At 41.5% G+C, this 12641-nt stretch carries 12 protein-coding genes; 6 read left to right on the plus strand and 6 right to left on the minus strand.

Features of this window, described 5'->3' with window-relative positions:
• The first annotated feature begins 80 nt into the window (after positions 1-80).
• From VYM24_RS09325 to VYM24_RS09350, 6 genes are all read left to right on the plus strand, one after another.
• Positions 81-461: a helix-turn-helix transcriptional regulator gene (locus VYM24_RS09325; RefSeq protein WP_306439187.1), complete on the plus strand. Its 381-nt coding sequence runs from the start codon at positions 81-83 to the stop codon at positions 459-461.
• Entirely contained in the window at positions 442-1509 is a 1068-nt protein-coding gene (locus tag VYM24_RS09330; RefSeq protein WP_007568506.1) for a DNA cytosine methyltransferase, read from the plus strand. Before VYM24_RS09325 ends, VYM24_RS09330 begins: the two co-directional genes overlap by 20 nt.
• Positions 1496-4468 (plus strand): ATP-binding protein, encoded by a 2973-nt coding sequence (locus VYM24_RS09335; RefSeq protein ID WP_007568504.1) that lies wholly within the window; start codon positions 1496-1498, stop codon positions 4466-4468. Before VYM24_RS09330 ends, VYM24_RS09335 begins: the two co-directional genes overlap by 14 nt.
• Positions 4469-4472: 4 nt before the next feature.
• Positions 4473-6011, plus strand: coding sequence for a response regulator receiver domain (locus VYM24_RS09340; RefSeq protein ID WP_070737918.1), 1539 nt, complete (start codon positions 4473-4475; stop codon positions 6009-6011).
• 8 nt (positions 6012-6019) lie between these two features.
• Positions 6020-6436 (plus strand): very short patch repair endonuclease, encoded by a 417-nt coding sequence (locus VYM24_RS09345; protein ID WP_330942012.1) that lies wholly within the window; start codon positions 6020-6022, stop codon positions 6434-6436.
• Between the two features lie 513 nt (positions 6437-6949).
• Entirely contained in the window at positions 6950-8080 is a 1131-nt protein-coding gene (locus tag VYM24_RS09350; RefSeq protein ID WP_042986827.1) for an ISAs1 family transposase, read from the plus strand.
• 603 nt (positions 8081-8683) lie between these two features.
• Here VYM24_RS09350 and VYM24_RS09355 read toward each other — a convergent pair.
• The 6 genes from VYM24_RS09355 to VYM24_RS09380 form a co-directional block, all read right to left on the minus strand.
• Complete coding sequence (locus tag VYM24_RS09355) at positions 8684-8917, minus strand: hypothetical protein (RefSeq protein ID WP_007567639.1); 234 nt, start codon at positions 8915-8917, stop codon at positions 8684-8686.
• A complete protein-coding gene (locus tag VYM24_RS09360) occupies positions 8914-9843 on the minus strand; it encodes an amidoligase family protein (RefSeq protein ID WP_007748012.1) in 930 nt (309 codons plus the stop codon). The genes VYM24_RS09355 and VYM24_RS09360 overlap by 4 nt, the downstream gene beginning before the upstream one ends.
• Positions 9844-9990: 147 nt before the next feature.
• Complete coding sequence (locus VYM24_RS09365) at positions 9991-10779, minus strand: ParA family protein (protein ID WP_007748011.1); 789 nt, start codon at positions 10777-10779, stop codon at positions 9991-9993.
• A gap of 27 nt (positions 10780-10806) precedes the next feature.
• A complete protein-coding gene (locus VYM24_RS09370) occupies positions 10807-11193 on the minus strand; it encodes a DUF3408 domain-containing protein (RefSeq protein WP_007567629.1) in 387 nt (128 codons plus the stop codon).
• 29 nt (positions 11194-11222) lie between these two features.
• On the minus strand, positions 11223-11639 hold the full coding sequence (locus VYM24_RS09375) for a DUF3408 domain-containing protein (protein ID WP_007567627.1): 417 nt from the start codon (positions 11637-11639) through the stop codon (positions 11223-11225).
• A 100-nt stretch (positions 11640-11739) separates the two neighbouring features.
• On the minus strand, positions 11740-12048 hold the full coding sequence (locus VYM24_RS09380) for a hypothetical protein (RefSeq protein WP_007748010.1): 309 nt from the start codon (positions 12046-12048) through the stop codon (positions 11740-11742).
• Positions 12049-12641: the final 593 nt, after the last annotated feature.

The following is a 12641-nucleotide window of genomic DNA, read 5'->3' on the forward strand; positions in this document are numbered from 1 at the left end:
GTCTAAACCATTGGTTAGGCGTGATGCAAAGCCCTTTTCTCCGCTTATGCGGCAGTCGGTACACGTTCGTACAAACCTGTTTGGGCGATGGTGTGCCGACGGATAAAACCGCTTTTACGGAATGTTTTTATGTTTATATTAGAAATATTTCTTATTATAAAAACGCGCTAATCATTTTGTCATTCGGGTTGTTTTTATTAAATTTGCAGATTATAGCAATAGTTATGCAAATGAAGCGGATAAATCGACTGAAAATAGTGCTTGCGGAACAAGGTAAAACAGGGAAATGGTTGGCGCATGCATTAGGTAAAAATGAATCGACAGTCTCTCGTTGGTGTACAAACGAAGTTCAACCTTCGGTAGAAACACTACTGACGATTGCCGAAACGTTAAAGATTGATATTAAAGAATTACTTTGTTCTACGCAAATGTGTAATCAAGATGATGGCATCCAAATATAAAGCAATCGATTTTTTCTGCGGAGGTGGTGGAATGACTTGCGGTTTAAGACAGGCAGGGATTAACGTTATAGCAGGTGTGGACTTTGATCAAGATGCCAAAGAAACGTATGAATACAATAATTCCGGAAGTGTTTTCATTCAAACTAATATAAAGAATTTACGGAGCAATTATTTTGAGCGAAAATTTGGGATACGGAAAAATGATGACTTTTTGATTTTGGTAGGATGCAGTCCCTGCCAATTTTACAGTATAATTAATACGGATAAGAATAAAGCCTTAAAATCTAAGGATTTATTAAAAAACTTTGCTCGGTTCATCGAATATTATAGACCGGGATATGTATTAGTGGAAAATGTTCCGGGCATAATCACAAATAAAGATAGCATCTTACCTTATTTTCTACGAAAATTGGAAGATCTCGGATATAAAAATCCTGTTTATAAGGTTGTAGATATGAGCTATTACGGCGTACCTCAAAGTCGTCGAAGATTTTCTCTTATCGCAACACGATTGGAAAATGTCAATATACATTTACCTAAGGCGGACGATAAAGAGACCGTATTAGCCGATTATTTAGGTGAAAGGAACGGTTTTCCCAAAGTTAGCGCAGGCCATAAAGACAGTAGTGTGTTTAACCATACGGTTGCCGGATTAAGTGATGTATGTCTTAAACGATTGGCAAAGACCAAACACGACGGCGGGAACAGACTTGATTGGGCAAATGATCCGGAATTGCAATTACCTTGCTTTGTAGGAAAAGACGATTGTTTTAAAGATACATTCGGGCGTATGTGGTGGCATCGACCGGCTTCGACTATTACAACTAAATTTTATAGTATCTCAAACGGACGTTTCGGACATCCGGAAGAAGATCGGGCTCTTTCTTTACGGGAAGGTGCTACATTGCAAACATTCCCGAAAACCTATGTGTTTAAAACAAATAGTATTGCCGCAACGGCAAAATTAATCGGCAATGCAGTTCCGTGTGAATATGCTCGGCGATTAGGTGAAACGATAAAAGCACTGGAAAACAATGGCACAATTTAAAACTCGGGCAAGAGCTCTCGACTTATTGGGACGGCAACAAATTGCCGGTATCCCTACAGCTATTAACGAGCTTATAAAAAATGCACATGATGCGTATGCGGATAAATTCGATATCGATTTTCTCCGATGTAATAATCTGCTGGTATTACGTGATGACGGGCTCGGTATGACAAAAGAGGAATTTGAAACTCGTTGGCTTACGCTCGGGACCGAAAGTAAATTGGCAAATAAAAAAAGCAGTTTACCGCCTATTGACATATCAAAGCCAAGACGTCCTATCATGGGAGAAAAAGGCATAGGAAGATTGGCTATTGCATCAATAGGAAGTCAGGTTTTAATCGTATCGAAAGCAAAATTAAGATCTAAAGAATATGATATTGTTGTGGCTTTCATTAATTGGGAGATATTCGAGTTGCCGGGGATTAACTTGGAGGATATTGTTATTCCGGTAAGAGAATACTCTCATATGCCGAATGCAGCCGATATTGACAGTATTAAAAATGAAGTAATACAATCCCTTGATAAATTAAATCAAAAAGAACTTATTGACGACAAGGATTTTGAAAAAATAAAAAGTTCTATCACGTCTTTTAAAGTTGACCCACACCAACTTTCTTTACAACTACAACAAGGATTTGAATTAACCAATGGCTGTGGTGGAACTCAATTTTTCATCTCCCCAGTTTACGATACGATTATTTCCGATATAGAGGGAGACGGCAATTCGGACGAAGCTACAAAAATCGAGAAAATGTTGATGGGATTTCACAATACAATGACCCCCGATCATCCTACTCCCGTCGTTGACATTTCATTTAGAGACTATAGGGCGAATGACGGTAGTTTTGTCAGCATCATAGATAAAGAACACTTTTTTACCACGGAAGAATTTGAATTGGCGGATCACCATTTTCAAGGGCAATTTGATGAGTTCGGACAATTCAAGGGATTAGTAAAAATATATGGAGAAAAAACATTTGATCACATTGTAAATTGGCGGGATAACTATTATAGAGAAACCGAATGTGGTCCGTTTAAAATTAACTTGGCGTATTTACAAGGAGAATTGAAAAGTTCTCGTGTAGATGTCGAAAATTATGCCAGGATTAAAGCCAAAGGAGATAAATTCGGAGGTTTATACATATATAGAGATAATATTCGAGTTCTACCGTATGGTGACTCCGATTATGATTTTCTGGATATTGAAAAAAATCGTTCGAAACGAGCATCAACATATTTCTTTTCTTATCGACGAATGTTCGGTGCTATTGAAATAGCGGACCGAGAACACAGCGGTTTGGTAGAGAAAGCCGGACGCGAAGGTTTTATTGAAAATAAAGCATATCGCCAACTTCAAGCGATTTTAAAAAATTTCTTTGTACAACTTGCCGCTGATTTTTTCAGCGAAAAAAACAAAACGGCACAATCGGAATTCTTCAATCAGAAGAAAGACGAGTTCAATGCGTACCATAACGCACTTGAACGTCGGGATAAATTGGCCAAATCGAAAAAGGAGAGATTTGCTCGTGAGCTCGATATCTTTTTTGCCGGTTTAACGGAACATAAATTCGAAAACGAACTGGAAGAATTACTTACGAATTTTAGGAACGATTTACATTCGGTTTTATACATTAACGATGCGGATGAAGCAAGCCAGAAGATAATAGATCTGGAATTTGCCATGAGACAAAAAGTTTCCGATTACAGAAAAAGAATATCGGTGACAAGTCCTAAAGGATTTGCAATGTCAAAATCAATGAGAACGGATTTTGACACGTACCTTAATGAGTTTAAAATTCTGGAACAAACGGTATTTAAAAATATCAATGAAAATATCGATCAGCTAATCGATGATTATACGGCACAGTTGAATCTGGAAATAAGTAAGCGAAAGCGGTTGGAGCAAGCGGTGGAACTGATTTCAGCCGAAGCTCTGTCACTTAATAAGAAGAAGAAAAGCGAAACCAATGATGTTGTTTCCGATGTTTCTCGCAAAATTAAGGATCTTACGAATGAACTGATAATCGATTTGGATAATCAAATACGAAGCGTAAAGAATCAATTCAAATTATTGGCAACCGATAAAGCCGATAACTTTGATTTGGTAACGGAACGCAAGAGAATGGAAGCAGAAATAGAATCCATAAGCAGTCGAAATACGGATGTTATGGAACGCATAATTCGACAATTTGAAAGTTTCTATGTCGAAAAAAACGAAGACGGTCAAATAATTACAAATGACCAAATAGCGGAAGCCGCTTCGGAAGAGTTAGAGGAATTGCGGGAACGATTGCAATCGGACGTTGAATTAAGCCAATTAGGATTGGCTGTCGGAATATTGCACCATGAATTCAACGGTACGGTTAATTCGATTCGACATAGTCTGAAAGATTTAAAAGCATGGTCGGATGTAGATATCAAATTGGAAGGAATATATAAAAACATCAAGGTAAATTTCGAACATTTGGACGGCTATTTAAATTTGTTTACCCCGTTAAATCGACGATTGAATCGACGTCGGGAAGACATATCTTTATTGGATATTAAAACATTTTTAATAGATTTGTTCAAATCCCGTCTTGAACGACACAATATAGCTTTTAAACATACTAACGGGTTTGCAGGTCGAAAAATACACGGATTTCGTTCTACATTCTATCCTGTATTTGTGAATATCATTGATAATGCCATTTATTGGTTAAAACAAAGTGATGTTCCTGAAAAAGTTATTCGGTTGCATGCGGATGATACGGGAATATACATTTCCAATAACGGTATTGAAATAAAACCCCAAGATAAGGAACGAATCTTTGAATTAAGATTTTCCAGAAAGCCCAATGGAAGAGGATTGGGGTTGAGTATCAGTAAAGAGGTTTTGAATGCAGAGAACTATGATATATTTGTGGCACAACCTAAGGAAGGCTCTACAGTTACTTTTAAAATTCAAAAAATGCAATAAAAATATGGCAGACAGATTTATTGAGCAATCGAAAGAAATTGCAAACAACTTTATACAAAATATTGTTTTTATTGATGACAAAGCATATAAGAATGATATGACTAACAATGCATTTAGCGCATTAGATGTATCGAATGTATTTGCACAATCTGGAAAAATCTGTGCTGTATATGCACCCAAATCCATTTCTGATGTTAATAGTTACAATACTATACTAAATAAAGCAGATGTTGTCATTTTAGATTGGTATTTAGATATAGAAAAGGAGGAGAACCAAGTTGAAGATCCCGATGCAGATGCAGATAATGACGATCCGCGCGGAGAGTTTACATTAAAATTGATATCTGATTTATTATCACAAACTGGGATGTTGAAACTGTTAATTGTGTATACTGGAGAAACGGATTTATTTGAAATTACGAACAGTATATATCAGAAAGTGGATCAGCATTCTTTTCATAAAGGAGATTGCGTTATTCAATCTTTAAATTCTAAGATATTAGTTAGAGCTAAAAAACAAAATTCGGAAACTCAATTTGCACATAATCCGGAATTGAAAGATAAAATAGTATCGTATGAAAGCCTTCCGACTTTGATTGTTGAAGAATTTGCAGACATGACCAACGGTTTGTTATCGAATTTTGCTTTATCTTCAATATCGGCAATAAGGAATAATACATCCAGAATGTTAAGCGTCTTTTCTCCCAAATTAGATCCGGCATATCTCGGGCACAAAATATTATTGGAAAACACATTCGAATCCAAGCAACTATTAATAAAATTATTTGGCGAAGCTATTTCGGAATTATTGGAGACAACAGATATTGATACAAAGGATTGGGTTGATAACTGGATTGAAAACCGTATTACAGACGAAACGATAAGTATAAATGGAGTGTCTATTGGCAAATCGAAAGACCTTTTAAAAAAAATGTTTAGTTCCGAGCAACCTCGACTTAAAGATAAATATACAGAAGCTTCAGGAAAAGATATGTCAAATAAAGACGAGGGGAAATTACAATCGCATACCATAGAGTTATTTGCATATGATGGTATCGATGTGAATAAATCGAATGTAGATTTTGCCATTTTGACGCATCATAAAAATATATTTCAACCTGCTATTGGGGCTCCGATATTAACACTTGGAACAGTTATAAAATCTGTAGACAAGTATTATGTTTGTATTCAACAAAGATGCGATTCGGTGAGAATTAAGGAGGAAAGACGATTCTTATTTTTACCTTTAGAAGAAAAAGGCGAATATCCGTTAATTGTGAATAATGAATTGAAATTATTTCCAAATAAATCTTCATTTGCAATAAAAACAGTGAAATTCAAGCCAAAAGAAGGTGCTACAATTATTCAAGCATCAAAAAAGGAGGACAAATATGTATTCTATTCTTCCTATGGAGAAACTTATGAGTGGGTGGTAGACTTAAAAGAAATGCAAGCACAACGTATTTTAAACAGTTACTGTGCACAACTGTCTCGCGTAGGATTGAATGAATCCGAATGGTTAAGACTTATCGCAAAGCAATAATATAGGCTATGTCAGATATTTTTTCTCAAACTAAAAGATCGGATATAATGTCAAAAATATCAAGTAAAGACACTAAACCGGAAATTTTAGTTCGTAAGTTCTTATTTTCAAAAGGATTCAGATATCGTATTAATGTCAAAACATTGCCGGGTAAACCTGATATAGTTTTGCCTAAATATAAAACAATAATATTTGTGAACGGATGTTTTTGGCATGGGCATAATTGCAAAAGGGGAAAATTACCATCCTCAAATACAGATTTCTGGAAGGAAAAAATATCAAACAACAAATCGCGAGATGCCAAAAATTCCGATTTACTTGTAAAACTCGGCTGGAAAGTTATAATTATATGGCAATGTGAAATTAGTAAGATTGATAATAGGACAAAAATACTTAATAAGCTACTGGAGGATATTAAACAATAATAATCACGAGATATTAAATCTAAAATATAAATGCATTAATCGGGAAAATATAGAAAAACTTATTCTATAATTCCGATTTTTGTCTTATCGTTGCGTTTGAAGAGTTCTTTGAAGGTTACGCAACGTACAGAAAAATAATGCAGCAGATAACTAACTTAATCGTAACCTATTACTATTATGAGTAATAAACTTATGCTCATTTCCAACAAATTACACTCTTTTCGTAACTTCTTACCACGGCTTTTTCATTTAAGAAATATTGTTCATCGCTTGTAATTGTAGTAAAAATGCTTATATTCGTGCACAGCGATGCGGAAGCACCGCCTTAGGTGTTTCTTCTTATCGTTCATTTTTATTTTTTTTATAGGCGGAATTCAATAGAATATGATGTTGATATTGTCTTCCGCCTTTGTTTTTGCAATAGCAAAAATATGATTTATTTCGTTGATATACAACTTTTTATACGCAATATTACTAAAAAAGAAACACCTTGACTGTCTTCGTGGCAGCATCATGACTCATTTGAGAAAATTTGTATCCTCAGTCCCTGAATACCGCAGAACAAGCAGAGGAAACTTCAAACACAAACTTGAAGATATACTCATGCTCGTAATATTGGGCAGACTCAGCAAGTGTATTACCAGAGCTGAAATACTTCAATTTGGCAAACGTCACTTGAAACGCCTGCAGTCGAAAGGGTTATTTCCGTATGGGTTACCCTCAGAAGCTACGCTCTGCCGTGTGTTTCAAAGCATCGACGATGAAAAGATGGCTGATCGAATGTCTGCTTTTGCAGAGGTTTTCCGCAAGGAAATATCCGCTTCGGCAACTGACATCATTTGTATTGTTGGCAAGGCCATGCGAGGTACCTTGTACGACAACGGACGCAACCCTAATATCGTCTCTGCATATTCACTCCGTTCCAGCTTTACTTTGGCTACTGATGTTTGCAAAGAGAAAAGTAATGAAATCAAATCCGTGCCCCGACTATTGGATAAACTAGATGTGTCAGGATGTGTCGTCACAGCAGATGCCATGTCATGCCAAAAGGGGATAATAGACAAGATTAGAGGTAAAGGAGGCGACTTCGTGATCGAACTCAAGGCGAATCAAAGATCTTTGCGCTATGGGCTTGAAGACTCTATAAAAGCCACCACCCCAACTGATATCTACAAGGAAGGTCCATACTTGGAACACGGCAGGATTGAGTCAAGGGTATGCCGTATATTCCGTGGGGAAGAACTGATTGCCGACAGGGAGAAATGGAATGGAAATTTGACAGTTATAGAAATACTCACATCTACGGAGAAAAAGTCTGATGGCAGAAGTACGTCTGAACAGCGACTGTATATTTCAAGCCTGGATAGCAGTGCAGAGCGGCTTAGTCAGATAACCAAACAGCATTGGGCTATTGAAAGCATGCACTGGGATCTTGACCGCAACCTCCGCCAGGACAGCATAAAGCGTAAGGCTGAACGAGCGGCTAGGAACCTGGATACAATTCAAAGGATGGTGTTGGCACTGATTGCCGTTTGGAAGAACAGAAGGAAAAAAATATCAGATAAGCAAAAGGGAACGGCGCAGATAATAAGGGAGCTGGCGGTAAGCTTCACTAACGTGTTGCATTTTCTGGCTCAAAAATGAGAAAAATTCAGATTTGATATATTCGTAACGCATTGATTACCAATAATGGTATTTCCGCCCATGCCGCATTGGCATGGGTATGGGAATGGTACGCCCAATTCAAAGCTTAAATGAAAAAGCCGTGACTTCTTACGACTACAGACAAAAATACAAATAAAAATACAACGGCTTGTCAAATTGGATAAAAAACGTCTATATCGCAAATCTTAATTCCCTGTATCGCAAAGACAACATTAACTTATTCTTCTGATTATCAATCATAATAATATTCAAAATAGATACTCTACATTTTTCTTTTTGGGGATCTTCTTCAAATTTGGCGGTATCCCCCTCCTGATCCGCTTCTCTTTTGGGGATATAATGATACTAGATAACAGGCGGAACACCTTTAAATCCCCTGTCATGTATTATATTATCATGGATAGCCAGTTTTTGTTATCGCGGAGGGGCGGTGAAAAGAAAAAATGATTGCGGAAGGAGGCCGTGAAACCAGTCTCCGGAAAACAGGATACGACGGAGATCAGATACTGTGAAAAAAGAAAAAAATCCCCACCGGAGATGAATGAACCGGCAGGGAACGTAACAATAAAGGAACGGGCTCTCTCAACCCTTGATGTAACCGTACTTTTTCAGGTCGTCCATGAAATGCTCCGGCGTGTCGGTCCTCACCGTCACCCCGTGCAGTTCATGGTAACGGTTGGAGAAATTCACCATGTACTCCTTATCGGTGCACCCGCTGTCAAACCAGCTGCCCTCACGCAGGAGACGTACAAACTCGGAAGGGTCGGAGGCGGTAATCCTGCCGCCATCCGCCAAAATATACATATGCCTGTTCATGCCGATAATTTTTTAGTTCTCAGTTTATAATATAGTTTCTGTTCACCATCCAGGAAGGGGATGTCCTGGAGCGCGGTGGCCGCAGGCACCTGCCCCTTTGTGGCAAAGGTAACCAATTTGTGGAGAAACAGCACCCAGTTACGCATTTTTGTGAAGTTGGTCGTTCCCGAATGCTGGCGGAACTCGACCGTCTTGTGCCGTGAGTAGGCCTCGAGATTCACCTTATGGTAACGGTTGCCGATCCTGCTTTTCAGATCGTCCACCGTCCGGGCGGAACGTATCATCCCGTCAGAGACATGGCCCAGTCCACGGCAATAGTAGTTATCCCTGCGGGATGCCGGCATGAACTTGTCGATGACCGGTTCCAGATGTTTGTAACTCAGGGCCAGGTTACGCCAGGTCTCCATGCTGAAACCGGCGGCATCGATATGCACGTGAAGCCCGCAGCTCCCGTTCACTTTCATGTCACACAGGTCGAGCACCCAGCAGACCTTCTCCAGCTCCCGCAACCCTGCTTCGCCGACAAGGATCGGACTGACCAGCTCGAAGGTGTCGTTTCCGTTTATACTGCTGTCCGTCACGAGTTTCCAATGCGGACGGGTGGTATGGTTGTAACTTTCCACCGTAACCTCGATATCGGCCTCCCTGAGCTCGCGTGCGAGCCGTTCACGGGAGCAGTTGTAAGCCTCGATCTCGATACCGAACTTGCGGTTGAAAGTGTAATCCGGTGCGGCTGCCAACGGTTGAACGTTCGGACCGCCCTCACGTTCCCTCATCCGGCGCAGGGCATTCACTACAAAGCCGTAGTTTCCGTTGGTCACCATTCTCGCGATTTCCGCACGGGGAACACCCAGAAGATACAGTTGCCGGATCTTGCTCGTCTTTGTCGTTTCTTGTACTAAAATGTTTCTGATTTGCTCGTTCATTACTTGTTTCCTCCTTTATTTTTCGCTTTACTAAAGTAATGCTTTTACAGGAGAAGTCGTAATTATAAGAACCTTATTATCATGCCATTAGCTTACTTTATCTTAGGCTAAAACTTCTTATTTAAGGTGTCTATACCCTGACATCCGCTACCGGTCGGTATCGGATTCCTCCAGGCCGATGGTACGGCATATCTCCTCCACCAGTTCAGGAAGGCCGGAGCTTTTCTCCTGACGGGGATCGGGTGGAAACAGCGTGGAGCGGAAGACACCCTTGCAGACAGGGGCCGCCTCCCTGTTGTAGCGGAGGGTGTTCGGAATGTGTGAGGACAGCAGCCGCAGCCCCATCTTGTCGATGACCCGGTTCCAGGCGTCATACAAATCCTTCCGCCCCCGCCTGTCCACCATGTTCCAGAACAGCCAGGTCCCTTTCAGGTTGCAGTTCTTCCTGGAGACCAACTCCTCTTCCAGAGCCTTGGTAAACTGCAGGGAACTCTGCATGACGATGTTGTCCGCCTTGATCGGGATGAAAATGTAGTCCATCGCAGCAACAGTATAGACCACCCCCTCGCTGCGGAGCGTTCCGGGAAGGTCGAAAAGCACGATATCGAAAGTTTCCCCCTTTTCGTCCATATAACGACGCAGGTCCTCCACCGCCTTTTCCGGATCGCTTTTGATGACCGGATAGGCAAGCTTCCGGATTCTCTCGTGCTGCCGGTAAAGGCTCACCTTCAGGTCGTCATTTTTCATGACACTCTCCATGTCCCTCTCACGCATCAGGGCGATGCTGTGCTGCGGGTAGTCACAGTCCACAACCGCCACACGCAGGCCTTTGCGGTAATGCAGCACACTGGCCAGCAGTACCGTAAAGACGGATTTTCCCACGCCACCCTTCTGGCTGGCGACGGCAACCAACAACTCTTTTTCTTTTTTCATCATACTTCTTGCATTAAATGTTAAACACTATTATGACCGGCCGGGCAGGGACTCTTCCAGAATCATCTCCACCGTTTCCCTGTATTCTTCCAGATGCCGCGAGACAAGGTGGTTGATGAACCCCTCCAGCGTGACCTTCCCATTTCTCGAGGCTCCCGCCAGGATGGACAGTTTCCGGTGCAGGGCGGCAGGAATATGCAGTGACCGGCGCTGCACGCCCGCAATGCCACGCAGGTATTCCTCCCCATAGACGGACGGCTGCATGGGGCCGCTTTTCCTTGCGGGACGCATTATGTCGTTACCGGACATTCCACGTCCCTTCCGGGGACAGGCAGGTGCTTCCCCCATGATCTCACGGATGCGGTCCGCGTCCATCCCGCCGGGACCAATCCGGTCTTTTACGTTCTTTCCTGTCATGATATATCTTCTTGGACAATGACAACATTTTATCGGCGGGCCGTTCCTCCACGCTGTCCGTCCTCATCCCAGGGACGGTAGACCTCACCGAGCAGGGCGGCGATATCCTCCCTGTGCTCCTCCATATGGAGCTCCAGCAGCCGGATGATAAACCCGGAGATGCTGCCGCAACCGGCGGCCCTGACCAGCATGGCGATCCGGCGGTGCAGCCTCCCGTCAATATACGCGGTCTTCCACTCCACAGACTTGGGAGCGGGAACAAGAAACCTCCTCTTGTATTCTTCCGGGGCTGTCACTTTCCCTGCACGGACCTGCCTTTCATGCCCCGGCATACCCACCGCCGGTTCCGGGGATGGGGAAACGGGAGCTGACAGAAGGTTTCCCGTGAGTCCGACCCTCTCGAGAACGATATCGGAAAGCCGGTTCTTTTCCTTTTCTGAATCCATTGTCTTAAAATCTTAATTTATTAAATTACACAACTGGCATTGTTTCGGAATACAAAATAAAGAAAGAAGAGGACAGGACGGAACCACCTGTCGCTTATAGTCATCCAAAGTCGTTTATTGTCATGATACACATGATGGTGGGGACGAACATATGGTTCCATCCGGATGCTTCTTCCCATGCGGGAGTGACGTCAGAATCCTGCTGTCCGTAGCGGCGTGGAAAAGTGGCGGGATTCCGTTCCTTGTCCACCGCCCCTTTCAAATCCTTATGGGCAGGTGTGGGAGCATGCATCCGTCCTGATACGGATTCTTGGATTATCGGTCTGTGGAAGTGTAAAAATATCAATCCGTTAATGGAGACAAGGAAGAAAAAACATAAGGCGTACACGGCTACCTGCACGTTCTCCATTTGCAGAAGTGTAGAAGTGGCAATCCGTTAATGGAGACGATGAAAAAAAACAATAAGGCATATACGGCTACCTGCCATTCTCCATTTGCAGAAGTGTAGAAGTAGCAATCCGTTAATGGAGACAATGAAGAAAAACCATAAGTCATACACGGCTACCTGCACGTTCTCCATTTGCAGAAGTGTAGAAGTAGCAATCCATCAATGGAGACTAGAAAAAGAAACCATAAGTCATACACGACTATATGCCCATTCTCCATTTGCAGAAGTGTAGAAGTAGCAATCCATCAAAGGAGACAAGGAAGAAAAACAATAAGGTGTATACGGCTATCTGCCCATTCTCCATTTACAGAAGTGTAGAAGTGGCAATCCATCAATGGAGACTAGGAAAAGAAACCATAAGTCATACACGGCTACCTGCACGTTCTCCATTTGCAGAAGTGTAGAAGTAGCAATCCATCAATGGAGACAAGGAAAAGAAACCATAAGACATACACGGCTACCTGTCATTCTCCATTTGCAGAAGTGTAGAAGTAGCAATCCGTTAATGGAGACGATGAAAAAAACAATGAACTATATACGGCTACATGTCCATT

Origin of the sequence: Bacteroides sp. MSB163 (genome assembly GCF_036416795.1) — a bacterium.
Lineage (GTDB): Bacteria > Bacteroidota > Bacteroidia > Bacteroidales > Bacteroidaceae > Bacteroides > Bacteroides maternus.